Source organism: Phytobacter sp. MRY16-398, from assembly GCF_003925915.1.
Taxonomy (GTDB): Bacteria; Pseudomonadota; Gammaproteobacteria; order Enterobacterales; family Enterobacteriaceae; genus Phytobacter; species Phytobacter diazotrophicus.
The window spans coordinates 3,093,121-3,118,072 of the sequence record NZ_AP018756.1 but is presented as its reverse complement, the minus strand read 5'-3'; the positions used below and the strand labels follow the sequence as shown (position 1 = coordinate 3,118,072).

General features: G+C 53.5%; 22 protein-coding genes. 11 read left to right on the top strand and 11 right to left on the bottom strand.

The window, feature by feature from the left end; translation table 11 throughout:
* Positions 1-52 precede the first annotated feature (52 nt).
* Positions 53-259, top strand: coding sequence for a hypothetical protein (locus MRY16398_RS15310; protein WP_039076970.1), 207 nt, complete (start codon positions 53-55; stop codon positions 257-259).
* Between the two features lie 294 nt (positions 260-553).
* Positions 554-820 carry a putative hemolysin gene (locus MRY16398_RS15305; RefSeq protein WP_072039689.1) on the top strand — a complete coding sequence of 89 codons (267 nt, stop codon included), beginning with the start codon at positions 554-556 and terminating at the stop codon, positions 818-820.
* Here MRY16398_RS15305 and hslJ read toward each other — a convergent pair.
* Together hslJ and MRY16398_RS15295 are read right to left on the bottom strand one after the other, a co-directional pair.
* A complete protein-coding gene (gene hslJ, locus MRY16398_RS15300; protein WP_110294985.1) occupies positions 814-1,242 on the bottom strand; it encodes a heat shock protein HslJ in 429 nt (142 codons plus the stop codon). The genes MRY16398_RS15305 and hslJ overlap by 7 nt on opposite strands.
* Before the next feature lie 112 nt (positions 1,243-1,354).
* Positions 1,355-2,344 (bottom strand): 2-hydroxyacid dehydrogenase, encoded by a 990-nt coding sequence (locus MRY16398_RS15295; protein ID WP_079497506.1) that lies wholly within the window; start codon positions 2,342-2,344, stop codon positions 1,355-1,357.
* Positions 2,345-2,552: 208 nt separating this feature from the next.
* Here MRY16398_RS15295 and MRY16398_RS15290 point away from each other — a divergent pair, with 208 nt between their 5' ends.
* Positions 2,553-5,195 (top strand): YdbH family protein, encoded by a 2,643-nt coding sequence (locus tag MRY16398_RS15290; RefSeq protein WP_125124733.1) that lies wholly within the window; start codon positions 2,553-2,555, stop codon positions 5,193-5,195.
* Positions 5,192-5,386 (top strand): YnbE family lipoprotein, encoded by a 195-nt coding sequence (locus tag MRY16398_RS15285; RefSeq protein WP_039076974.1) that lies wholly within the window; start codon positions 5,192-5,194, stop codon positions 5,384-5,386. The genes MRY16398_RS15290 and MRY16398_RS15285 overlap by 4 nt, the downstream gene beginning before the upstream one ends.
* 6 nt (positions 5,387-5,392) lie before the next feature.
* On the opposite strand, the gene azoR is transcribed toward MRY16398_RS15285, so the two are convergent.
* The gene (azoR, locus tag MRY16398_RS15280; protein ID WP_039076975.1) at positions 5,393-5,998 is read right to left on the bottom strand and encodes an FMN-dependent NADH-azoreductase; all 606 of its coding nucleotides are present in this window, start codon (positions 5,996-5,998) and stop codon (positions 5,393-5,395) included.
* A gap of 202 nt (positions 5,999-6,200) precedes the next feature.
* Here azoR and hrpA point away from each other — a divergent pair, with 202 nt between their 5' ends.
* Positions 6,201-10,103 carry an ATP-dependent RNA helicase HrpA gene (gene hrpA / locus MRY16398_RS15275; RefSeq protein ID WP_125124732.1) on the top strand — a complete coding sequence of 1,301 codons (3,903 nt, stop codon included), beginning with the start codon at positions 6,201-6,203 and terminating at the stop codon, positions 10,101-10,103.
* 155 nt (positions 10,104-10,258) lie between these two features.
* On the opposite strand, the gene MRY16398_RS15270 is transcribed toward hrpA, so the two are convergent.
* Genes MRY16398_RS15270 through MRY16398_RS15250 form a run of 5 tightly spaced genes read right to left on the bottom strand, consistent with a single transcriptional unit; the run spans position 10,259 to position 15,513 of the window.
* The gene (locus MRY16398_RS15270) at positions 10,259-10,918 is read right to left on the bottom strand and encodes an O-methyltransferase (RefSeq protein ID WP_039076977.1); all 660 of its coding nucleotides are present in this window, start codon (positions 10,916-10,918) and stop codon (positions 10,259-10,261) included.
* Between the two features lie 15 nt (positions 10,919-10,933).
* Positions 10,934-12,322 (bottom strand): efflux transporter outer membrane subunit, encoded by a 1,389-nt coding sequence (locus MRY16398_RS15265; RefSeq protein ID WP_125124731.1) that lies wholly within the window; start codon positions 12,320-12,322, stop codon positions 10,934-10,936.
* Positions 12,319-13,401: an HlyD family secretion protein gene (locus tag MRY16398_RS15260; protein WP_125124730.1), complete on the bottom strand. Its 1,083-nt coding sequence runs from the start codon at positions 13,399-13,401 to the stop codon at positions 12,319-12,321. The genes MRY16398_RS15265 and MRY16398_RS15260 overlap by 4 nt, the downstream gene beginning before the upstream one ends.
* Before the next feature lie 25 nt (positions 13,402-13,426).
* A complete protein-coding gene (locus tag MRY16398_RS15255; RefSeq protein ID WP_125124729.1) occupies positions 13,427-15,082 on the bottom strand; it encodes an MFS transporter in 1,656 nt (551 codons plus the stop codon).
* Complete coding sequence (locus MRY16398_RS15250) at positions 15,082-15,513, bottom strand: MarR family winged helix-turn-helix transcriptional regulator (RefSeq protein ID WP_039076981.1); 432 nt, start codon at positions 15,511-15,513, stop codon at positions 15,082-15,084. Before MRY16398_RS15250 ends, MRY16398_RS15255 begins: the two co-directional genes overlap by 1 nt.
* A 215-nt stretch (positions 15,514-15,728) precedes the next feature.
* Here MRY16398_RS15250 and MRY16398_RS15245 point away from each other — a divergent pair, with 215 nt between their 5' ends.
* Together MRY16398_RS15245 and aldA are read left to right on the top strand one after the other, a co-directional pair.
* Entirely contained in the window at positions 15,729-16,526 is a 798-nt protein-coding gene (locus MRY16398_RS15245; RefSeq protein WP_125124728.1) for a YdcF family protein, read from the top strand.
* A 198-nt stretch (positions 16,527-16,724) separates the two neighbouring features.
* Positions 16,725-18,164, top strand: a complete 1,440-nt coding sequence (aldA, locus tag MRY16398_RS15240) for an aldehyde dehydrogenase (protein ID WP_039076983.1) — start codon at positions 16,725-16,727, stop codon at positions 18,162-18,164.
* A gap of 577 nt (positions 18,165-18,741) precedes the next feature.
* On the opposite strand, the gene MRY16398_RS15235 is transcribed toward aldA, so the two are convergent.
* Together MRY16398_RS15235 and gap are read right to left on the bottom strand one after the other, a co-directional pair.
* Positions 18,742-19,632, bottom strand: coding sequence for an alpha/beta hydrolase (locus tag MRY16398_RS15235; RefSeq protein ID WP_409349130.1), 891 nt, complete (start codon positions 19,630-19,632; stop codon positions 18,742-18,744).
* 139 nt (positions 19,633-19,771) lie between these two features.
* The gene (gap, locus tag MRY16398_RS15230; protein WP_039079140.1) at positions 19,772-20,773 is read right to left on the bottom strand and encodes a type I glyceraldehyde-3-phosphate dehydrogenase; all 1,002 of its coding nucleotides are present in this window, start codon (positions 20,771-20,773) and stop codon (positions 19,772-19,774) included.
* A 182-nt stretch (positions 20,774-20,955) separates the two neighbouring features.
* Here gap and cybB point away from each other — a divergent pair, with 182 nt between their 5' ends.
* From cybB to MRY16398_RS15215, 3 genes are all read left to right on the top strand, one after another.
* A complete protein-coding gene (gene cybB, locus MRY16398_RS15225) occupies positions 20,956-21,486 on the top strand; it encodes a cytochrome b561 (protein WP_039079139.1) in 531 nt (176 codons plus the stop codon).
* Positions 21,487-21,702: 216 nt separating this feature from the next.
* Positions 21,703-23,028 (top strand): MFS transporter, encoded by a 1,326-nt coding sequence (locus MRY16398_RS15220; RefSeq protein WP_125124727.1) that lies wholly within the window; start codon positions 21,703-21,705, stop codon positions 23,026-23,028.
* A 365-nt stretch (positions 23,029-23,393) separates the two neighbouring features.
* Entirely contained in the window at positions 23,394-23,630 is a 237-nt protein-coding gene (locus MRY16398_RS15215) for a DUF1272 domain-containing protein (protein WP_039079137.1), read from the top strand.
* A 4-nt stretch (positions 23,631-23,634) separates the two neighbouring features.
* Here the strand turns inward: MRY16398_RS15215 and MRY16398_RS15210 are convergent, their stop codons facing one another.
* Positions 23,635-24,114 carry a tetratricopeptide repeat protein gene (locus tag MRY16398_RS15210; RefSeq protein WP_125124726.1) on the bottom strand — a complete coding sequence of 160 codons (480 nt, stop codon included), beginning with the start codon at positions 24,112-24,114 and terminating at the stop codon, positions 23,635-23,637.
* 180 nt (positions 24,115-24,294) lie between these two features.
* Between MRY16398_RS15210 and MRY16398_RS15205 the strand changes: the two genes are divergently transcribed.
* Positions 24,295-24,951, top strand: a complete 657-nt coding sequence (locus MRY16398_RS15205; RefSeq protein ID WP_079497497.1) for an MgtC/SapB family protein — start codon at positions 24,295-24,297, stop codon at positions 24,949-24,951.
* Position 24,952 lies beyond the last annotated feature (1 nt).

The window sequence follows — 24,952 nt, the reverse complement described above, 5'->3', positions numbered from 1 at the left end:
CTTTTGCTCCCGCAATATAGCCGCTGCAAGTTATCAACTTACAGGGTCATTGATGATGGGTAAGACGTTAAGAACGGCGTGGTTTTTACTGATTTTATCATTGGGCTCGGCGGCAGCTTACACAGAACAGCCTCCGGTTCTTCTGCAAGGGCATAATAATATTGTCCGACATTCCTCAGGAGAGGGTGATCTTGCCGAAAATCCGGATGAACATGTCCGGGAATCGATGGAGCAGTTCTTCCGTAAGGCACAACGCTAAAAAGGTGTGCGAGTAAACGTCTTCGAAGCCTGTCCATCTGACAGGTTTTTTTATTTCCAGCCTGCACAATGGCGCACGATTATCTCGTTATACATCAATTTTGACTGCGTCTTATCTCTAAATCCGTTTCAGGCATAACGTCAATTACTCTATTGCGATGTGCTATTTTGCGTTTGCGCAAAAAAATAGCATCAAAATGTTTCCAGAGCGCATAAAGGTGCAGTTTCGGTCTCGACGTAACGGACTGTGCTGCCTATGATGCTTAGGTTTTGCTAAATCATTGGGGGATGAGAAATGCGTTCAGCGTTTTGGGTAGGGTGTGCTGTTTTATTACTCTCTGCATGCAGCAGTGAACCCGTTCAGCAGGCAACGGCCGCACATGTGGCGCCGGGGTTACGTGCGTCAATGTCCAGCAGCGGTGAGGCGAATTGCGCAATGGTCGGTGGGTCATTGTCTGTCGCACGCCAACTGGATGGATCTGCAATCGGGATGTGCGCACTCCCTAACGGCAAACGTTGTAGCGAACAGTCGCTTGCCGCCGGAAGTTGTGGCGCTTACTGAGCCTGATCGGCCTGGGTATAAATTAACGTTTGATCGGCAGTTGTCAGCGTAAGCTGACCATCGGTCAGATCGACCTGGGCACCTTCACTGAGCATTTTACCGATGATGTTGTCCAGTGCGTTGCGCTGGGCATCAGCACACATCATCCGCGTCATGGCCATCTTTTTCACCGTCAGCGTGCCTTCGGACAATTTCCCCTGACCCGTAAAGCGATTGCACATACTGCCAGAGACAACCATTTTATTGTCAAAATGGATGTCTGCCGGATGCTCGCCTTTCTCGACAGCTTGTCCGTTGACCGTATCGAGCACGAAACGATGCTGTGCAAGCTGCGTCTCGTTTACTGAATTCTTGCTCACACCATGGCTTACACAGCCGGATAGCAGCACGCCAAAGGCTAACAGGGTAATGATCCTTTTCATTGGGTCCTCAAAGAAAATCAACGTAACGGCAGGATAGTAACAGACTGCGGTAATTGAGTGTTGGCAGGAATTGTCTTAAAGGGTTCCCTTCGGATGAAGGGAACCGCAGTGTTTACACCAGTGCGTTCGGGCAGGTTTCGCCGTTCTCAAGCTGGCGCAGATTATTCAGTGTGGTTTCTGAAATGCTGATCAGCGCTTCTGCCGTCAAAAATGCCTGATGGCCGGTAAAGAGCACGTTATGGCAGGCTGACAGTCGACGGAAAATGTCGTCCTGAATGACGTCATTAGATTTGTCTTCAAAGAAGAGATCGCGTTCGTTCTCGTACACATCCATCCCAAGCGAACCGATTTTCTGGTTTTTCAACGCTTCAATCGCTGCCTGCGAATCAATCAGACCGCCACGACTGGTGTTAACGATCATGACGCCATCCTTCATTTGATCGAAGGCCGCGTGGTTAAGCAGGTGATAGTTTTCCGGCGTCAGCGGGCAGTGCAGGGAGATAACATCGGACTCGGAAAAGAGCGTCGTAAGGTCGACATATTCTACGCCTAACTCGAGTGCGGCAGCGCTCGGGTACGGATCAAACGCCAGCAGTCGCATGCCAAAACCTTTCAGGATCCGCAGCGCGGCAACGCCAATTTTCCCGGTACCGATAACCCCCGCCGTTTTACCGTACATGGTAAAGCCCGTCAGCCCTTCGAGTGAAAAGTTGGCGTCGCGGGTACGCTGATACGCGCGGTGAATACGACGGTTCAATGCCATCATCATCCCGATAGCGTGTTCTGCCACGGCTTCCGGGGAATATGCCGGGACACGTACCACGTGGAGTCCCAGCTCTTTTGCCGCATCCAAATCGACATTGTTGAAGCCGGCACAACGCAGTGCGATGAATTTAACGCCATGCTTTTTCAGCTCTTCCAGAACTGGGCGACTGCCATCATCGTTAACGAAAATACAGACGCCTTCGCAGCCATTAGCCGTTTTTGCCGTTTTCTCTGTGAGTAGAAAGTCAAAAAATTCAATCTCGTAGCCGAACTGCTCGTTTACGTGCTGCAAATACTTTTTATCGTATTGCTTTGTGCTGTATACCGCGAGTTTCATAAGACTTTCTCCATTAGGTTTGTCACCACATTAACATGGTTAAAATAATTGTGTAAATACTAAAAAATAATTGATAAACAGAGACATATAAAACAGTTTAAAACATCTACGCTTAAAAGGGGCAGCGACTTCACCTGTCAGGCTAAACATGCCACAATAATGGCCAGAATCGGCTTAATTATACGCAAAATCAGGATATTAACTGCCCATGAAGGGTAAATACAAAGCCGCAATCGCATTGCTACTGCTGTTTATTCTGCTGCCGTTGACGCTGCTGCTGACGCTCGCGTATTGGGTGCCGACGCTTGCAGGCATCTGGCTGCCCGCAGGCACACGTATAGTCTTCGAAGAAAGCCCACGTTTTACCCGTCACTCGCTGCAAATCCCGGACCTGCATTACCTGATTGAAGATTGTCCTGTGGCGCTGGTCAAAAATGCGCAACTGACGCACCCGAGCCGCTGGAAACTGGATATAGGGTCGCTGGACATCAACACCTCCTGTTTAGCGAAACTTCCCGAGACAGAACCGTCGCCTGGTGCGCCGACAACGCTGGCCGAATGGCAATCCATGTTGCCGAAAACGTGGGTTAACATTGACCGTTTCACCGTCTCGCCCTGGCAAGAGTGGCAAGGAAAAATCTCGCTGGCGTTATCCAAAGAGAATCAGGATCTCCACTATGACGGCGACCAGGTCTCCTTTAAGGCTCGTCTGCGCGGGCAGATGCTCACCCTGACACAAATGCAGTTACGTCTGATCGAGGGCGAACCGCCTGTCACGCTGGGCGGCGAGTTTGTCCTGCCAAATGTACCGAACGGCATACCGGTTAATGGTCATGCCCAGACCACGCTCACGCTGCCAACGGAACCGTCGCTGGTCGATGCCGATCTGGAGTGGCGCAATAATGAAGGGCAACTCATTATTACCGCACGCGACAATCCGGAACCTATTTTGGATCTGCCCTGGCAGGCGACACGTGAACGGTTAACCATCAGCGATGGCCGCTGGAACTGGCCTTATCAGGGTTTCCCACTAAGCGGACGCGTCGGATTACGTATTGATGGCTGGCAGGAGGGGTTGCAGAAAGCAGAAATCAGCGGGCGTCTGAACGTTCTGACGCAGGGCGATGCCGGAAAAGGGAATGCGGTACTCACCATAGGGCCGGGGCGTCTCAATATGGTGAACAGCGATATGCCACTGCAACTGACGGGTGAAGCTAAACAGGGAGAGATGATCTTCTACGCCGTGCTGCCTGCGCATCTTACGGGCGGGCTTAGCGACCCGACACTGGCATTTACGCCCGGCGCGCTGTTGCGCTCAAGCGGACGCGTGATCGACGCGCTCAATATTGATGATATTCGCTGGCCACTGGCGGGCGTCAAAGTTACCCAGAAGGGCGTGGACGGGCGCTTGCAGGCCATTTTGCGTGCCCATGAAAATGCGATGGGGGATTTTGTTTTACACCTTGACGGCCAGGCGCGTGATTTTCTACCAGATGATGGTTTGTGGCAATGGCGTTACTGGGGGACGGGTAACTTTACCCCAATGAACGCCCGCTGGGATGTCAACGGGCGCGGCGAATGGCGTGATAAAACCATTTTGCTCAGCGATTTATCTACCGGTTTCGACCAGTTGCAGTACGGCACGATGCATGTAAGCTCGCCACGTCTGGTATTGAATGAGCCGGTACGTTGGCTGCGCGATGAGGATCACCCCTTTTTTAGTGGCGCGTTAACCCTGGATGCCGGAAAGACTACCTTCACTGGCGGGAGCGTGCTGCCACCTTCAACGTTAACGTTTAGCGTAGAAGGGAGCGAACCCACCATCTTCCAGTTCAAAGGCGATTTACGCGCTGAAAAAATTGGCCCGGTACGGGTAAACGGGCGCTGGGACGGTGAGCGCCTGCGCGGACAAGCCTGGTGGCCGCGCCAGTCGCTGACGGTGTTCCAGCCGTTGGTGCCGCCAGACTGGAAGATGAATTTATTGGACGGTTCTTTGTATGCCCAGGTGGCCTTTTCTGCCGCCGCCGGGCAGGGTTTTGAGGCGGGTGGGCACGGGGTGTTGCGTGGCGGCAGCGCCTGGATGCCGGATAACCAACTTTCCGGTGTCGATTTTGTTCTACCTTTCCGTTACCGCGAAGGTAACTGGCAACTGGGTACACGCAGGCCGGTTTCGTTGCGTATTGGCGAAGTGGTGAATCAGGTGACGGCACGCAATATTGCCGCCGATTTACAGGGCAGTTATCCCTGGAGTGAAGAAAATCCCTTACAGTTGAGTAACGTCAGTATTGATGTACTGGGCGGCAAGGTCACGATGAGTCAGTTACGTTTACCGCAACACGATCCGGCTCTGCTCCGCTTGCGCAATATCTCATCAAGCGAGTTAATCAGCGCCATTAACCCTAAACAGTTTGCGATGTCCGGTCCTTTTGACGGCGCGCTACCGTTATGGCTCGATAACAACGGCACATGGATTATCAAAGACGGCTGGCTGCATAACCCCGGCCCCATGACTTTGCGCGTGGATAAAGACACGGCAGACGCGCTGGTGAAAGACAACATAGCAGCCGGTGCGGCTATCAACTGGCTGCGCTATATGGAGATTTCACGCTCCTGGACGACGCTCAATTTGGACCGTCAGGGCGTGCTAAAAATGAAGGCGGCCATTAAAGGCACCAGTTTTGTGGAAGGAAAAAGTAATACGGTGAACCTGAACTATACCCACGAAGAGAATGTCTTTGCGTTGTGGCGCAGTTTGCGCTTCGGCGACAATCTTCAGTCGCTGCTAAAACAAAAGGCAAAGCTGCCTGCGGTTCCCTGTGCGAACGGAAAAGAGTGTGAGGATAAACAATGAAAACCCTGCCAGTGATAATGATGACGATGATGCTGGCTGCCTGTACGCCGAGGATTGAAGTGGCTGCGCCAAAAGAGCCGATCACCATCAATATGAATGTGAAGATCGAGCACGACATCAATATTAAAGCGGATAAGGAAGTGGAGACATTGCTGGAGAAACAGAACCCTCCTGCGAGTGCAGGAGGGTAATAACACTTAGGCTGCGACCAGGCTGTCGATCGCCGCTTTTGCGTCGGTTTGCGCTTTGGTGGCAACTTCCGGACCGTAAGCAATACCTTCTGCAAACACGAAGTTCACGTCGGTAATACCGATAAAGCCCAGGAACAGTTTCAGGTACGGTGCAACCAGATCGCTTGGGGTATCTTTGTGAATACCGCCGCGGCTGGAAACAACAACAACGCGTTTACCGGTTACCAGACCTTCCGGGCCTTTCTCGGTATAACGGAAGGTGACGCCAGCACGAGCCACCAGGTCAAAATAGTTTTTTAGCTGTGTCGGGATGTTGAAGTTGTACATCGGGGCATTAATGACGATCACATCATGCGCTTGCAGTTCAGCAATCAGCTCGTCAGAAAGGGCCAGCGCTTCCTGCTGACGCGGTGTCAGCGGGGCATCTGAAGGACGCAGCGCGCCAACCAGTTCGCCATCCAGTACCGGAATAGGGTTTGCCGCCAGATCGCGAACGGTGATCTCATCAGCGGCGTGTTTTGCTTTCCACTGATCAACGAAATAGTCAGCCAACTGACCAGACTGAGAGTACCCTGCCAGAATACTGGATTTAAGAACTAATACTTTGCTCATGGGTGTATCCTTGTTATTTGATATGGGGGCGCGTGCCCCGTTACTGAATGACACTCTATTCACAAAATTGCTGCATGAATAGCGCAATATATCGAATCCTCTATTCAAATTTCTTGAACAAGAAATGATTTATTACGATGTGGTATCCTACAAGTATTAAGCCAAAGAGATTTTTCCCGTCAGTGCGCTGACCGATAACACTATGACAGAACAAAAGAAATTGACCTTATCCGATCTTCATCAGCAGTTAGACTTGCTGATGCTGCGCGATCGGTTGCGTTTTGCCCGCCGCCTGCAGGGGGCAAAGAAAGTTAAAAATCCTGAAGCACAGCAGGGCATTTTTCAGGCGATGGCTCAGGAGATGAACGAAGCCGCAGGGAAGGTGATGCTGCGTGAAGCCTCACGTCCCGCCATTACCTATCCCGATAACCTGCCGGTAAGTCAGAAGAAACAGGCGATCCTTGAGGCTGTACGTGACAATCAGGTCGTGATCGTTGCGGGTGAAACCGGCTCCGGGAAAACCACCCAGTTACCAAAAATTTGTATGGAACTGGGGCGTGGGGTGAAAGGGCTGATTGGTCATACCCAGCCGCGCCGCCTGGCGGCACGCACCGTCGCAAACCGCATTGCCGAAGAGCTACAAACCGAGCCGGGCGCTTGTATCGGCTATAAAGTCCGTTTTAGCGATCATGTCAGCGACAACACCCTGGTGAAGTTGATGACTGACGGCATCCTGCTGGCTGAAATCCAGCAGGATCGCCTGTTGATGCAGTACGACACCATTATTATCGATGAAGCGCACGAGCGCAGTCTGAACATTGATTTCCTGCTCGGCTACCTGAAAGAGCTGCTACCCCGGCGTCCGGATCTGAAAATTATCATTACATCGGCGACCATCGATCCGGAACGTTTCTCGCGCCACTTTAATAATGCGCCGATCATTGAGGTATCCGGTCGTACTTATCCGGTGGAAGTGCGCTACCGGCCTATTGTTGAAGAAGCGGACGATACCGAGCGCGATCAGCTACAGGCCATTTTCGATGCGGTGGATGAACTAAGCCAGGAAGCGCCGGGCGATATCCTGATTTTTATGAGCGGTGAGCGTGAAATCCGCGATACCGCCGATGCGCTGAACAAGCGCGATCTGCGTCATACGGAAGTGTTGCCACTCTACGCGCGGCTGTCTAACAGTGAGCAGAACCGCGTTTTCCAGTCACACAGCGGGCGACGCATTGTACTGGCGACTAACGTTGCGGAAACGTCGCTGACGGTGCCGGGGATTAAATATGTGATTGACCCCGGTACTGCGCGTATCAGCCGCTACAGTTACCGTACCAAAGTACAACGCCTGCCGATTGAGCCGGTTTCCCAGGCGTCTGCTAACCAGCGTAAAGGGCGCTGCGGGCGTGTTTCCGAAGGGATCTGTATTCGTCTCTATTCAGAAGACGATTTCCTCTCCCGTCCGGAATTTACCGACCCGGAAATCCTGCGTACCAACCTGGCGTCCGTTATTCTGCAAATGACCGCGCTGGGGCTGGGCGATATTGCCGCGTTTCCTTTTGTTGAAGCGCCGGATAAACGCAATATTCAGGATGGTGTGCGTCTGCTGGAAGAACTCGGTGCTATCACCACTGACGAACAGGCCACTGCTTACAAGTTAACCCCGATGGGGCGTCAGCTCAGTCAGTTGCCGGTAGACCCGCGTCTGGCTCGCATGGTGTTGGAAGCGCAAAAACACGGCTGTGTACGCGAGGCGATGATCATCACCTCGGCGTTGTCTATTCAGGATCCGCGTGAACGTCCGATGGACAAGCAGCAGGCGTCCGATGAAAAGCACCGTCGTTTCCACGATAAAGAGTCTGATTTCCTTGCGTTCGTGAATTTGTGGAACTACCTTGGCGAGCAGCAGAAAGCCCTCTCGTCAAATCAGTTCCGCCGCCAGTGCAAGCTGGACTACCTCAACTACCTGCGCGTGCGCGAGTGGCAGGATATCTATACCCAACTGCGCCAGGTGGTGAAAGAGTTGGGGATCCCGGTGAACAGTGAACCGGCAGAGTACCGCGAAATCCATATCGCATTGCTGACCGGGCTACTGTCGCATATCGGGATGAAAGATGCCGATAAACAGGAGTTCACTGGTGCCCGCAATGCGCGTTTCTCTATTTTCCCTGGTTCCGGTTTATTTAAAAAGCCGCCGAAATGGACCATTGTGGCTGAACTGGTGGAGACCAGCCGCCTGTGGGGGCGCATCGCGGCGCGTATCGATCCAGAATGGGTAGAGCCTGTCGCCCAGCATCTGATCAAGCGTTCTTACAGTGAACCGCACTGGGAACGTTCGCAGGGCGCGGTGATGGCGACGGAGAAGGTGACGGTTTACGGTTTGCCGATCGTGGCTGCCCGTAGCGTGAACTACAGCCAGATTGATCCGGCCCTGTGCCGCGAGTTGTTCATTCGCCACGCGCTGGTGGAAGGCGACTGGCAGACGCGCCATGCGTTTTTCCGCGACAACCTCAAACTGCGCGCCGAAATCGAAGAGCTTGAACATAAATCCCGTCGCCGCGACATTCTGGTCGATGACGATACGCTGTTTGAGTTCTATGACCAGCGCATCAGCCATGATGTGATTTCTGCCCGCCACTTTGATAGCTGGTGGAAGAAGGCGAGCCGTGAAACCCCGGATCTGCTCAACTTTGAAAAGAGTATGCTGATCAAAGAAGGGGCGGAGAAGGTCAGCAAGCTGGACTACCCGAACTTCTGGCATCAGGGCAACCTGAAACTGCGTCTTACCTATCAGTTTGAACCGGGTGCGGATGCCGACGGCGTGACGGTGCATATTCCGCTGCCGTTGCTCAATCAGGTTGAAGAAAGCGGCTTTGAATGGCAAATACCGGGGCTGCGTCGTGAGCTGGTCATTGCCCTGATTAAATCGTTACCCAAACCGGTACGACGCAACTTTGTGCCAGCGCCAAACTATGCGGAAGCGTTTTTAGGCCGCGTAACGCCGCTTGAACTGCCGCTATTAGATGCGCTGGAGCGTGAGCTTCGGCGTATGACGGGGCACACGATTGATCGCGATGACTGGCACTGGGATCAGGTTCCCGATCATCTGAAAATCACCTTCAGGGTGGTAGATGAGAAGAACAAGAAACTGTCAGAAGGGCCGTCATTAAGTGCACTGAAAGCGTCGCTGAAAGGAAAAGTGCAGGAGACTCTGTCTGCGGTGGCAGACGACGGTATCGAACAAAGTGGGCTGCATATCTGGAGCTTCGGCCAGCTTCCGGAAAGTTACGAGCAGAAACGCGGCAACTATAAGGTGAAGGCCTGGCCCGCGCTGGTGGATGAGCGCGACAGCGTAGCCATCAAGCTGTTTGATAATCCGCTTGATCAGCAACAGGCTATGTGGAGCGGCTTACGCCGTCTGCTGTTGTTGAATATTCCTTCGCCCATCAAATATTTACATGAGAAGTTGCCGAACAAAGCCAAGCTCGGGCTGTACTTTAACCCGTATGGCAAAGTGCTGGATCTGATTGATGATTGTATCTCCTGCGGCGTCGATAAGTTGATTGACGAGGCGGGGGGGCCAGTCTGGACGGAAGAGGGCTTTACGGCGCTGCATGAGAAAGTCCGTGCTGACTTGAATGAAACGGTGGTTGAGATAGCCAAACAGGTCGAGCAGATCCTCACGGCGGTGTTCAATATTAACAAGCGTCTGAAAGGGCGTGTGGATATGACCATGGCGCTGGGGTTGTCGGATATTAAGGCGCAAATGAGCGGGCTGGTCTACCGTGGTTTTGTTACTGGCAATGGTTTCCGCCGTCTGGGTGATACGCTGCGCTATCTGCACGCCATTGAGAAGCGTCTGGAGAAGCTGGCGGTTGATCCGCACCGCGACCGGGCACAAATGCTGAAAGTCGAGCAGGTTCAGCAGGCGTGGCAGCAATGGCTGAACAAGCTACCGCCAGCGCGTCGTGAAGATGAAGAGGTCAAAGCGGTTCGCTGGATGATTGAAGAGCTTCGCGTCAGTTATTTTGCGCAGCAACTCGGCACACCGTATCCGGTTTCCGATAAGCGCGTGTTGCAGGCGATGGAGCAGGTGAGCGCGTAGTTTTTTCTTGCATCCCGAATGCGGCGCAGATTTTCTCCCTCTCCTGTGGGAGAGGGATCCCCACAAAAAATGCGAGCACTAATGGTCCCCTCTCACTGAGGGAGAGGGCCTGGGTGAGGGCATCAGGCCGCACGATGCCCTCCGGGAACTAACGCTTACGCATTCACCCACGCCAGGGTAAATCCATCCCACCCTTTAACGCCTACGGTCTGTATCGCGGTCGCGGTCAGCCGTGGGTCTTCGCCCAGCATCTCAATAAAGGTTCTGACGCCCTGAACCCTTGCGTCATCACTCTGTGGGTTGGTCACTTCACCGTCGCGAACCACATTATCACCAATGATTAACGTACCGGGGCGGGAATAGCGCAGCGCCCAGCGCAGGTAATCCGGGTTGCTCGGTTTGTCGGCATCAATGAAAATCAGATCAAACGGCGGATGTTCGCCCAGTTGTTCAAGGGAATTGAGTGCAGGGCCTTCAATAAGTTTTACTCGCTCAGCCACTCCTGCCAGTTGCAAATTCTGCCGGGCAATACTGGCGTGATGCGCGTCGGCTTCCAGCGTCAACAATTCCCCGTCGGTTGGTAATTCGCGCGCCATCCAGATGGTGCTGTAGCCACCGAGAGTCCCTATCTCAAGGATACGTTTAGCCCCCGTCATGCGCACAAAAAGGGCCAGTAACTGACCCTGGTTGGCCGCCACATCAAAGGCGGGAAGCCCTGCCTGCTGGTTATTCACCAACACCTGCTCAAGGATGTCATCTTTTGGGATGAGTTTTTCAATCAGATAGTTATCAACATTGGACCACTGTTTCTGCATAACATAACTCCCTGGTTAATCGCGCACTGCGGGCGTGGACCATCCACCGCCGAGTGCGCGATATAAATCGATTTGTGCCAGTAACAGGTTACTTTTGGCCTGAACGACGCTGAGCTGCGCGGAGAAGAGCGTGCGTTGGGCATCAAGCTCATCAATATAGGACGAGTAACCATTGCGATAGCGGTTTTGCGCAATGCGTAATGCCTCCTGCGCGACCAGCGTCTGCGCCTGCAATTCCGCCAGTTGTTCCTGCAAATGCGTTATCGCATCCAGACTGTCGTTGACCTCTTTAAAGGCATTTCTTACCGTCTTTTCATAGCTATACAGCGCCTGGTTTCGTTGTGACGCTGTCACGTCTACCTGCGCATTCAACGCCTGACGATTAAGCAACGGAGCCAGAATACTGCCGCCGACACTCCATAGCTGGAGCGGGTTATCCAACAAGCCGGGCAGGGTTCTGTCCTGAATGCTGCCTGTGGCGGTGAGATTAATGGATGGCAGCAAACTGGCGCGCGCGGAAGCCAGCGTGGCATCGGCGGCGATCAACTGTTGCTCCGCCTGGGCAATATCCGGGCGACGATTAAGCAGTGACGATGGCAGGTTTGACGGGATGCTCAGCGGCGTGAGTTGATCGAGCTCATTTTGCCGGGCGATGCTGCCAGGGTTGGCGCCAATGAGCAGACTAAGCGCATTTTCCTGCTGGGCGATTTGGTGGCGTAAACCGGGAATTTGTGCCCGCGTCGCGCGCATCTCAGAATCTGACTGCATCAGTTCCAACCGCGAGCTGTATCCCGTTTCATACTGACGCTGCGCCAGCCTGAACGCTTCTTCCCGGGCTTTTAAGGTCGATTCTGTTACCCGTAATTGATTATCAAGCGAAAGCAGACTGACATAGCCGGAGGCAACCGAGGCGGCGACGGTTAAATCAGCCGCTGCGGCTGCGGCTTTTTGTGCCGCCAGCGAGGCCTGTGCGGCATCGCTGGTAGTGCGATGAACGCCCCAGATATCCACATCGTAACTGGCCGTGAGCGTGCCTTTATACAAGGTGCTGTAGATAGGCAGGCCGGTGGCCGCAGACTGGCTGCGGGCGCGCGTGCCGCTCACACCGGCACTGAGCGAAGGAAAAAGACTGCCCTCTGCGCCGTAAACCCGTGCCTGGTACTCATTGACCCGCTCACGGGCAATCAGCACGTCACTGTTATAGCGCAGCGCCTGGTCTACATAACCGTTGAGCGCATTATCGTGAAAATTGCGCCACCAGACCTTTTCGACCGGGCTCGACGGACCAACGGCACTCCGCCAGGCCGCCGGGATCTGTAACGTGGGTTTCGCCGGTTTTACGTCAACGGACTGACACGCCGTCAGCAGCAGACAGGTGAGTGCCACGAGAGGACGCACAGTCATTGCTTCGCCTCCCGGGTATCGATATGGACCTGAACCGACATGCCGGGGCGCAGGCGGGCGACGTCTTCTTCTTTGCCATTCACTTCAATGCGCACCGGGATACGCTGGGCGATTTTCACAAAGTTGCCCGTGGCGTTGTCCGGTGAGATGGCGCTAAATTCCACGCCAGTCGCCGGAGAGATACTCTCCACACGACCTTCAAACGCTTTACCATCGAGCGCATCGACGGTGAATCGTACCGGCTGACCAGGATGAACATTCGCCAGTTGCGTCTCTTTAAGATTGGCGATAACCCAGTGTTGGGCGGGGACCAGCGACGTCAGGTGCGTACCGGCGGTGACATATGCCCCCAGTCTGACGCTAATTTGTCCAAGCTGGCCGTCGCGCGGGGCGACAATGCGGGTGTTTTGCAGGTCGATATCTGCCAGTTCTAGCGCCGCTTTGGCATTTTCCACATCCGCTTCCAGGGAACCGCGATTAACGATAGCGGTTTGCAGATCCTGACGGGAGACGTCAAGGGTGGCCTGTGCCTGCGCAATACTGGCATTGCCCTGCGCCGCGCTGGCGAGAGCCGCGTCGCGTTCACGAACAGAGAGCGAACCGTCTTCACTCAGGGCTTTTACGCGTTTAAGGTTCGCCTGCGACTGGATATTCTGCGCTTTCGCACTGGCCAGCGCTGCCTCGTTACGCTGAATCACCGCCTCGGCACTTTTCCGTTGCTGAATATTGTTATTCAGCGCGGCGATTTTCATTGCCAGTTGCGCCTGTGCCTGATGGACGCGCTGACGATAAATACGATCGTCAATCTGCATCAGCAGCTCGCCTTTTTTCACCCTGGCAAAATCCTGAACATTCACCTGCGTAATATAGCCGTTCACCTGAGGACTGATGAAGGTCGTCAGACCGCGCACGTAGGCGTTATCGGTAAACTGGGTTTGCCGGGTAAAAGGGGGCAACTGCCAGGCATAAAGAATCACCAGTACGCCAACAATGCCAATAGCGGCAGCGGCGAAAATTGATACAACACGCAGGTTACTGCGGGTATTTGCCCGCTCTTTGGCGGCATCCTGCTGGCTCATAGATACTCCAGTAAAGTTAACACTCTTATTTTTTGGTTCCGGTTGCCTGTCTTAATACGATACGCGCGGTGATACGCAGGCGTAGCAGTCGCCAGAATATCCACACCAGGGTGGCTGCCGCGACGGAGGCGGTTAACAGATAAGTATCGTTATAAGCGAGAATATTCGCTTCCAGGGTCGAGACGTTTTGCAGTTGGGTGGCGGCCTGTACGCTCAGTAACGTACTGTCACCGATCATGCTCTGGTACATCTGGCTGTAGAGTTGCAGCCGTTCGTTGACCAGTGGGTTAAGCGTGGTGAGCTGGTCGGCAAGCAGGCTGGAGTGGTATTTCTCACGCCAGGTCTGGAATGTCCCCAGAATGGCAGAGCCCAGTAGCCCGCCAATATTCTGGCTCATCCCAAACAGTACCGAAAAGCTGACCAGATTACGCGGTTCGGCTACCACACCGCCGATCCCGGCCAGCATGGCGGGCGCGAGAAAGAAGGCGCTGCCAAAACCGAGTAAAAACTGGCTTATCAGCAGTTGGTCCGGGCGCGTCAGGCTGGTTGACTGGCTGTCCATCAACGAGGCAATGATCATCAATACCAGCGAGGTAACGATAGGCCAGGACAGGCGTTGGGGCTTGATCGTCAGACAACTGGCGATAATGCCGCAGATAATCCCGGCAAGAATAGACCACGCAAGGTTGGTCATCTGTTCGTTCTGCAAACCGACATACTGCAACCAGCCAAACACACCGGTGTTTTGCTCTGCCAGCACGATACGGATTAACAGCATGATTAAACCAAGCCGCACAATGCTGCCGCTGGAGAGCCAGCGCGTATTTAAGAGCGGGTTGCTGCGGTTATGCTCGAACACAATGGCACTCACGATTAGCACCACCGCCAGCGCCAGTGACCAGCCAATCCACGGCGCTTCAAACCACCAGTCGAGACGACCCAGCGACAGTACGGCGCAAATCAGCGCCATACCGGGCGCAAGCAAAAAGAAGGTAATAAAATCCTTCTTTTCAAAGACTTTTTTGCGATCGCCGGGCGGAAGTTTGAGCATCATCACGCAGGCGAGGGAGATCAGCGCCAGACCCAGTTCGAAAAAGTACAGGCCACGCCATTCATCAAGTTGCAGGAGTTCGGTGGAAAACAGCCTCGCGATGGGAATGGCCAGCGACGAACCGGTGATGCCGATCGTCAGGGCTTTCAGTCGATGACGGGCAGGCCATGCCTGAATTTGATAATAGATCCCAAGCGAACTGAGCGCGGCAGCGACCATGCCGTGGGCCGCGCGCACCAGTAAGGCTGAACTGAGATCATTAACGAAGAGGTGAAAGAAGGTCACCAGCACGTACAGCACCAAAAACCCTTCGGTAAAGGCGCGCAGCCCAAACTGCTGGCGGAACTTGACCAGCAGCAGGTTAATAGACACATTCGTCATTACGTAGACGGCGGGCAGCCAGGCAATTTCCGTCGACCAGGCGGCAAAGGTACCTTGCAGGTTTTGCAGATTAGCGGTGACCATGGCATTACCCAGCGCCCCGGTCATACAGACCAGCAGGCCGACGATGCCATAGGCGATGCGTTTCGGCGTGCTGTGAAACGGGGTCGAGGGTGATCCCAGCAGCATCGGCTTTTCGTGGGGCGCCCATTCTCGTGGCGCATACGGATCGCTTTTCGGCAGGCGCATTACTTCTTCTCAACCTCAGTGAGCAGTTTTTCCAGCACCCGGCGGGTTTGTGCCTGCTCCTCAGGGCTGATGACCGATAAAATTTCTTCGCGCAGGCTATCTGCCACGGTCTTTACCTGATGGTAAAGCGCCATGCCTTGCTCTGTTGCGACCAGCAGGCGTTTGCGCTTGTCCTGATCGGTCAGTACGCGCTCTACCAGTTGCTGTTCCACCAGGCGATTAATCAGCGGCACCAGTGTGGCGTTCTCAATGCCCAACTCCTGTGCGAGTTCACTCTGCGACAGCGGGGTTTCATTACGCGCGATCGCGGCGACCGCAACCCAACTGGCCTGACTCATGCCCAACCCTCGCAGGCGACGGTCAACCGCCAGGCGCCAGTGATGGGCCGTGAGATAGAGCAGGTGAGAGAAAGTGAGGTCGCGGTTATCCATATCGTTTTCTGATGATTAGTTAGATATCTAACGAGTTTATCGTTCACGTCGTGAATATTTCAAGTGTATTAGAAAGCTCAGGTTTTGTTGGAAAGCGCTTAAAGATAACAATGCCCAGGGAAGGGTCGGCATAATGGACGGGATCGTAGGGTGCTTTACGCTGTAGTTACGCTTCACTAAGCTGTACTGAGGCTTAAAAATGGAGGGCTCTTTCCATGATGAATTTTCCCCGCCTGGCTGAACAGACGCTTGCGGCTGCCAATACGCTGGGTCAGTGGCTGGCGCAAAATGATTTTGTTAGCAAGCCGATCCCCGTGCGTGCCGATGCGGTCATCATTCCTGGCCATTCAGTGATTCCAGTGATTGATGCCGCCTGTGCTATAGCTTCGGCTCAGCATATTCCGCTGATCATTAGCGGCGGCATTGGGCACTCCACGCCATTCCTTTACGCCGCGGTTTCCCGGCACTCTGCCTACAATTTAATCCCCACCACGGGGCGCAAAGAGGCGGAAATCATTGCGGATATCGCAGAGAAATTCTGGAAGATTAAGCGCAAAACGATTTTTGTCGAAAAACAGTCGACGAATTGTGGCGAAAATGCCCGGTTCTCGATGGATATGATGTTGTCGCACGGCATGAACGTCAAAACCGTATTGATTGTGCAAGATCCCGCGCTGCAGCGCAGAACGATGGCGACATTTACCCGGGCAAGCCAGGGCTGCGCCAGTGCCCCCCACTGGCTGAGTTACTCAGGGATTACCCCTGAGCTGATGAATACCGCTGATGGTCTGGCTTTTGTATCCCCGAAAGAAGGGCTATGGCCAGTTGATCGGTATTTATCACTGATTCTGGGCGAAGTGCCGCGCTTAAGAGATGACGCGCAGGGCTATGGCCCGGCAGGACGCGATTTTATTGTTCACGTTGATTTACCCCCGGCGGTTGAGGAAGCGTGGCAGGTTCTTCAGTCCGATGCGCTACTTTACGAAACGCTGCGCCGGCGTTCGCTGGTTTAAACGATGCCCGTTTGCGTCGACGCTGGCGCAAACGGGCAATCAATGTTGGTTTGATGTTATTCCATTGTTGCGTTTATGCTTTTCTTTTATGAGTTGACTCACAAAACTCGCTCTCCACCCTGGGAAACAGACCGTGCACTTGTAGATTTTTAACAATGAGTTCACTTGTTAAAAACAATGTCATTACAGGAGCAGGTCATGACAGCACCCGTACAGCACCCTATGTATATCGATGGTCAATTTGTTACCTGGCAGGGCGATGCCTGGATTGATGTCACCAACCCGGCAACGGAAGCGTTGCTCTCGCGTATCCCGGACGGGACCGCGGAAGATGCGCGCAAAGCGATTGATGCCGCTGATAAAGCGCAGCCTGCGTGGGAAGCATTGCCTGCCATAGAACGTGCCGGGTGGTTACGCAAAATTGCCGCGGGTATTCGTGCCAGAGCGAGCGAAATCAGTGCGCTGATTGTTGCCGAAGGCGGCAAAATCCAGCAACTGGCGGAGGTGGAAGTCAATTTCACCGCCGACTATATCGATTATATGTCGGAGTGGGCGCGTCGCTATGAAGGTGAAATTCTCCAAAGCGACCGTCCCGGCGAAAATATCTTTGTCTTTAAACGTCCGCTGGGTGTTACCACCGGGATCCTGCCATGGAACTTCCCGTTCTTCCTGATTGCCCGCAAACTGGCGCCAGCGCTGATTACCGGCAACACCATTGTCATCAAACCGAGTGAATTTACCCCTAATAACGCCATCGCTTTTGCGCAGATAGTGCATGAAGTGGGATTACCCAAAGGGGTCTTTAACCTGGTGCTGGGCCGGGGTGAAACCGTGGGCCAGGAGCTGGCGGGCAACCCAAAAGTGGCGATGGTCAGCATGACGGGCAGCGTGGTCGCGGGTGAAAAAATCATGGCCGCGGCGGCGAAAAATATCACCAAAGTCTGCCTCGAACTGGGCGGCAAAGCCCCGGCTATCGTTCTTGACGATGCCGATCTGGAATTAGCGGTGAAAGCCATTGTTGATTCCCGCGTGATCAACACCGGACAGGTCTGTAACTGCGCCGAACGTGTTTATGTGCAGAAAGGCATTTACGACCGTTTTGTTAATCGCCTGGGCGAGGCGATGAAAGCGGTGCAATTTGGTGATCCGGGCCAGCGCAATGACATCGCAATGGGGCCGTTAATTAACGCCGCCGCCCTGGAGCGCGTGGAATCCAAAGTCGCCCGCGCGGTGTCGGAAGGGGCGCGTGTGGTGCTGGGCGGTAAAGCGGTAGAAGGTAAAGGCTATTTCTACCCGCCAACGCTGCTGCTGGATGTGCGTCAGGAGATGTCCATTATGCATGAAGAGACATTTGGTCCGGTGCTGCCGGTTGTGGCATTCGATACGCTGGAAGAGGCGCTGGCGATGGCCAATGACAGCGATTACGGCCTGACGTCCTCTGTCTATACGCAAAACCTGAATACCGCGATGAAAGCCATTAAAGGGCTTAAGTTCGGCGAAACCTACATTAACCGTGAGAATTTTGAAGCGATGCAGGGCTTCCATGCCGGCTGGCGTAAGTCGGGGATTGGCGGCGCGGATGGTCGTCATGGGTTGGAAGAATATCTGCAAACCCAGATGGTCTATCTGCAGGCATAACGGGATATCCCCGGTGGCGCTTCGCTTACCGGGGCTACTCAGGGATACGCAACCACACCGCACACATTTCGCGAGTGGCGCGATCGCGTAGATACTGTGAACGTCTTCTACCTTTTTAGCCACGACTCTTTTTCCCGCATGACAATCACAGCGACATCTTTGGCCCCCCTGGCGCAGAGCGTGCAGCGAGGGGGTTGAGTCCCCGCTGAAATCGGTGAGACGAAGACCCGATGACAAGGTCAGGCCGCCAGGGATGGCGGACTGAGGTTTGTCGAGACAGGACGTCGAGTCAAACCGACCGCAGGCAGCGGGGCGGGAGGCGAACGCAGTGCGAAGCACCGATTTTTTGCGGGGCCGCGGGGATTGTAAAGGGGAACGCGGTGTTCCCCTTTACCCGTTCACGTGTCCGAAGGTGACATTTCGCTATGAATATACGGTGAACGGAACCCACCACCTGCGCTGCATATACCCCTCACCCTGACCCTCTCCCACAGGGCGAGGGGACAATTTCGTGCGGCCTGAACGTTTGGTAGCCAGGATAAGGCGGTTCACCGCCGCATCCGGGACATCACACAACTCACACCTTCGTTTCAATCCAGTTCATCATCAGATCCGGCCATACCGCGGCAGGTAACCCCTGCGCATCGCGGATACCAAAACCATGTGCACCCTGCTCGAAAAGGTGCATCTCAACCGGCACGCCAAGACGACGCAGCGCGCTAAACATCACCACACTGTTTTCTACCTTTACCGCCGGGTCATCCACCGCGTGGAGTAAAAAGGTCGGCGGCGTATTACTGTCCGCGCGTTCTTCTAACGAATAATGATGAATCTGCTGCTCCGCAGGCGTATCGCCAATAAGTTCATGGCGAGAGCCGGGATGGTCAATCTCCGCCCGCATGGTGATAACCGGATAAACCAGCGCCATAAACGCCGGACGGGCACTAAATCCATCAATGTCATCCAGAACCGGAGAGACCTTTTCGGCGTAGCGTGTCCCAAGGCTGGCGGCGGCATGGCCCCCTGCGGAAAACCCCATTACGCCAAGGCGCTCCGGGTCAAGCTGCCATTCCTGCGCCCGCGCCCGCAGGGTTCGCATCGCGCGCTGAACATCGGCAAGCGGGGCGTTGGCACCTTCGATATGACCGTCACCCGGAAGGCGATAGGTCATCACAAAGAGTGTGTAACCCCGGGCGTTGAAGAAGGGCGCCAGGGCGCTGCCTTCTTTATCGAGTACCACGCGGCGATACGAACCGCCCGGCGTCACGAGGATACCAACCCCATTGGGTTTTTCCGGCGCGTAAACGGTGATTTGTGGCGCACGAACGCCGGTGACAGAACGGTCAAACGCTGACGGGCCAGTATGATTTTCTTCCAGTTGAAAAACCGTCGGGCTGGCAATGGCGCCGGGCGCTTCGCCCTGCGGCCAGACCGGAAATGTCGCGCAACGATCTACCGCGTCTTGCATAAGGGCAACTAACTCTTGCGTACTGATGTGCTTCACGCCGTATCTCCACAAATTGAAACGGTGGTTTATATCACAGGCATCAGCCAGAAAATGTGGGCGAGGTGGGAAAAGCGGGTGGCAAAACCACCCGCTTCATAACTTAGAGTTGGCGGTATTTTTCCAGAACGCGAACCAGTTGGGTGACGAAGCCATATTCGTTATCGTACCAGGAGACCGTTTTGACTAACTGCAGGTCGCCCACCTCGGTGATTTCGGTCTGCGTGGCGTCAAACACCGAACCGAAATGGCTGCCAATCACGTCAGAAGAGACAATCTCCTCGTCGGTATAGCCGAAGGATTCGTTATTCTCGGTGGCTTTCTTGAGCGCCTGATTAACGTCGTCCGCGGTGACTTTTTTGCCGAGAACGGAGACCAGCTCTGTGACGGAACCGGTTTTCACCGGTACGCGTTGAGCATGACCTTTCAGCTTACCGCTCAGGTCAGGAATGACCAGACCAATCGCTTTAGCTGCCCCTGTGGTATGCGGAATAATGTTTTCCGCAGCGGCACGGGAGGCACGAAGATCCTTCCCGCGAGGTCCATCTACCAGTGCCTGGGTGCCAGTATAGGCATGGATAGTGGTCATCGTACCCACCTTAATGCCAAAACTGTCGTGCAGCGCTTTTGCCATCGGGGCAAGGCAGTTAGTGGTGCAGGAGGCAACGGAAATAATGGTGTCCTGGGGGGTGATCGTGTCGTCATTGACGTTAAAAACGATGGTTTTCATCTCGCCGGCCGGGGCAGAGATCAACACTTTTTTCGCCCCTGCTTCCAGATGCGCCTGTGATTTTTCGCTGGAGGTATAGAAACCGGTACACTCCACGATGATCTCAGCGCCTGCGCTGCGCCAGGGAATGTGTTTTGCCTCTTTTTCTGCATAAACGGTGATTTTTTTACCGTCGACGATCAACGAATCTTCTGTGAAGTCCACGCTCCAGCGGAACGGGCCGTAGTTTGAGTCGTGCTTTAACAGATAAGCCAGCACTTTCGGGGAGGTCAGATCGTTGATAGCAACAACTTGTGCATCGCTGCCCACTTCGAGCAAACGGCGCAATACCAGACGACCAATACGCCCGAAACCATTAATGCCAATTTTACTCATCACTCTTCTCCATCGGGTTCAAAAAAAACACTTCACCAGGCATAGCCTGGGTTACACACAACGGCAAATGACAGCTTCTCATCCAGACGTAAGCGATTGATAATTGATAAAGAAAAGTTAATGAATTTTTAAGAAAAGCCCGGTATGTTGGCTTTTCTTCTGTTTCGTTTCAGGATTTTCATATGCGCAGCAACTATTCCGGGCTTCAAATTGCTATACACTGGCTGGTGTTTCTTCTGGTCATTGTCACGTATTGCGCCATGGAGTTTCGTGGTTTTGCGCCGCGCGACTGGCGTCCCTATTTCAATATTGTCCATGTCTCCTGTGGCATCACTATTTTGGTATTGATGATCGCACGCCTGTTGGTTCGCCTGAAAAGCCCGACACCGCCCATCGTGCCGAAACCGTCACCGATGCTGACCGGACTGGCGCATCTTGGCCACCTGATCATTTACCTGCTGTTTATCGCTCTGCCGATTCTGGGCCTGTTAATGATGTATAACCGCGGCGGTAACTGGATTGCTTTTGGTTTGTCGATGCCACACGCAGCCGAAGCCAACTTCGATCTGGTTGATATGCTTAAGGAATACCATGTGACGCTGGCGATGTTTGGTTATTATGTCATCGCCCTGCATGCTTTGGCCGCGCTTGCACACCATTATTTCTTCAAAGACAATACGTTATTGCGCATGATGCCGAAGAAACGTGTATAAATATAAATGCGATAGCGGTGTCATCATGCCGTTATTTTTAAGCCTCGCCTGGTTGCGGGGCTTATTTTTTGCTTAAAAGAAATGTGATCGTCTTTGGTTTTTCACCGAGAAAGCAGGGCGGCTATCACATTTTGGGCGTTAGTTGCTGTGCGAAATTCGAACTGTCAGTGTAGATAGTATATCTATTATAGAAACACTGTCATAAATGGAGGGGCTATGACACAGCCTGCACAGCAATCTCTCGAACGGACGGTTTTGTCGGAGGATGCCACTACGTCACGCAAATTACGTAAAGTTCTGCTGGCCACGGGCGTCGGCCATTTCGTCGAATGGTTCGATTTTGGTCTCTACGGAACACTCGCGGCCATCATCGGTTTACAATTCTTCCACGCGGAAAATCCCAGCGTGGCGCTGTTGTCATCGTTCGCCGTCTTTGGCGCGGGCTTTGTCATGCGCCCACTCGGTGGTCTGTTTTTTGGTTCTCTTGGCGATCGGAAAGGGCGGCAAAAAGTCCTTGCTACCGTCATTCTTCTGACCTCGGGCGCGACCTTTGTGATGGGGTTGTTGCCGACCTATCAGCAGATTGGTATTACGGCCACCGTGTTGCTGGTAATAACCCGACTCGTGCAGGGCTTTGCCGCCGGTGGTGAAAGTTCCGGTGCAACAACCTACCTGGCAGAATACGCGCCCGTTAACAAACGCGGCTACTTTACTTGCTGGATAGATAACTTTGGCTTTATGGCATTTGTGGCAGGCTCTGGGCTGGTCTTTCTGTTGACGGCATTTCTGGGCGAAAGCGCCATGAATGACTGGGGCTGGCGAATCCCGTTCCTTATCGCCGGGCCATTAGGCTGGGTTGGTCTTTATCTGCGAACGCATCTGGAAGATTCACCCGAGTTCCTGGAAGCGAAAAAACAGGGGCAAACGGACGCCACACCGCTGCGCTCTGCGGTGACTCACGCCTGGGCGGCGCTGCTTTTCTGCGTGGGATTTGTGGTCATCAAAGCGGTCGGCCACTGGACGCTGCAAACCTTTATGCCCGGTTACCTTTCGACAGAGCTGCACTATTCGAAGCTGGATTCGTATGCCATCACCACGATAGGCCTGTTTTCGGTCGCGGTACTGGTACCCTTTATGGGCTATTTATCCGATAAATTTGGCCGTAAGCCGTTGATGCTGACGGGATGTGCCGGTTTTATTCTGCTGAGTTACCCGGCGATGATGCTCATGGCCAACGGTGATATGTTCTCAGCGGTGCTGGCAATGGTGATGCTCGGCGCGTTTATCGCGGCCTTTGACGGTGCCTGCAGCGCGGCGATGGCGGAGCTCTTTCCCACCAGTGTACGTTATGGCGGGTTGTCCATTGCCTACAATTTCGCTGTCGCCTTCTTTGGTGGTATTACGCCGTGGTTCTCTATCTGGCTGATAACCTCGACGGGGGACAAATTCTCTCCGGCGTATTATGTGATGGCCGCTGCGTTGATTACCTTCCTGACAGTCCTGCGCGCCCGCGAATCGGCTGGCTTGCCCCTGAAACGTTAATCGGTCGCCCGGTAGCCATGTTGCTACCGGGTGTTTATCTCTTGTGCTAAAAGCGATCAAAAAGCGATCATTCGATCGGTTTTGTCGATCAATGATATATTTTTATTTGATTAATCCTTTCAATGGCATAGACTCAATTCTGTTCTGCCTGTTAGGCCAACACCAGAAAAGGCAGAACATGTTGCCCTGGCAAGACCTACGCGGTCTTTCAGCTAGCTCAAGGATGGCGTAATAGTTCTTGCCAGGGCGACACCCTTAAATCCAGCCATGATATTTTACCGTGGTCGTGCTTTATTTATGTCGGTATGTTATTCAATGAGATTGAACAGACCCGACGTTGATAACGCACCTTAAAGGAACACGTTATGCTGGAATTGAGACCTGGCTGCGAATGCTGCAATACCGATCTTCCCCCCGATTCCACCCAGGCGCGCATTTGCTCGTTTGAATGCACATTTTGTGAGGATTGCGCGCAGAAGATGGCAATGCGCTGCCCGAACTGCGGCGGTGAATTGGTCAGCCGACCCCGCAGGCCGGCGGCAAAACTGGTGAATAACCCGCCATCAACAACCCGCATTTTTAAACCGCAGGGGTGCGCTTAATTATTTACGCACAGGTAAGATTCCGGGCGTAATAATGCAGCGCTTTTTGATAGCGTTTAATATTCTCTGTCGGTGGATGTTGTGCAAGGAGTTCCAGCATCATCGACATCGCCTTATCGTGTTCGCCAAGGTTATGCAGGCACAGGGCATAAAAGGGGATAATTTCCGTTGCCTCAGGCCAGGTCGCCAGTGTTTCGGCAAAACGGGCTTTGGCTAAAGTGTATTTCCCCAGACACCGGTAAGTGCAGGCGAGGCCAAATAGCGCTTCAAACTTGTCTTCTCCTTCAAGGCCTGCCTCTAAAGCGGCTTGATAATATATTTCCGCTCTATCCTCAACGCCCTGGTTGTCCCAGGACCAGGCAATATTGAGCAGCGCGCGTGCCTTTAATTCCTCAATATTAATCAGGCTTTCAAGTAATTCACGGCTTTTTTCATAATCGCCCCCTTTACGCAGAGCAATGGCGGTGTGCAGGTTTTTTTCCATAGGTTCTGTTTAAAAGCCTCATCCAGATTTACGTCATCCCCGACAGTAAAATGAATAACAGGAAAGAGAAAGAGGATTTTCCTCGATACACGGCGTCATTGATGCTGACCTTGCGTTCGCGCTGAGATGTGCTTTGGTTGAATAAAGTGACAGTCGTGAGGATAAATAAGGAAGCGAAAAATGGTGACTGATTTATTGCTACGCGTGGCACTGGCGGGGTTACTTGGCGGGCTTATTGGTCTTGAACGTCAGTTGCGCGCGAAAGATGCTGGATTAAGAACGCATGTTCTTGTCGGGATTGGTAGCGCGCTGTTTATGATTGTCTCCAAATATGGTTTTGAGGATATTTTGCAGGAAAATCATGTGGCCCTGGATCCCAGCAGGGTGGCGGCACAGGTGGTCAGTGGCGTGGGTTTTCTGGGGGCCGGGACCATTATTATTCAAAAGCAGATCGTCAAGGGGCTGACCACAGCCGCAGGGATGTGGGTCACATCAGCCATTGGGCTGGTTATTGGCAGCGGAATGTATGCCATTGGCATCTATGGCGCATTTATGACGCTTTTCGTGCTCGAAGTCTTCCGGCAGTTAAGTCATCATTTTTTGAGCAAGCATTATGGCGTGCAGATAAAACTGAAACCGGAAAGTGTACCCATCGTTTTGGTCGCGTTGCAGGAGAGGAACGTTAAATTTGCCTTTCGCTCCCTGAAAAATAGCCAGACGGGAGATAAAACAAGTGAATTATTTCTCGTGTTAACGCTACGCCCCGGTACGCCAATAAGCGATATTGGCGCGGATTTATCCCGCATTGAAGGCGTGAAATCGCTGGCGGTTAAATGAA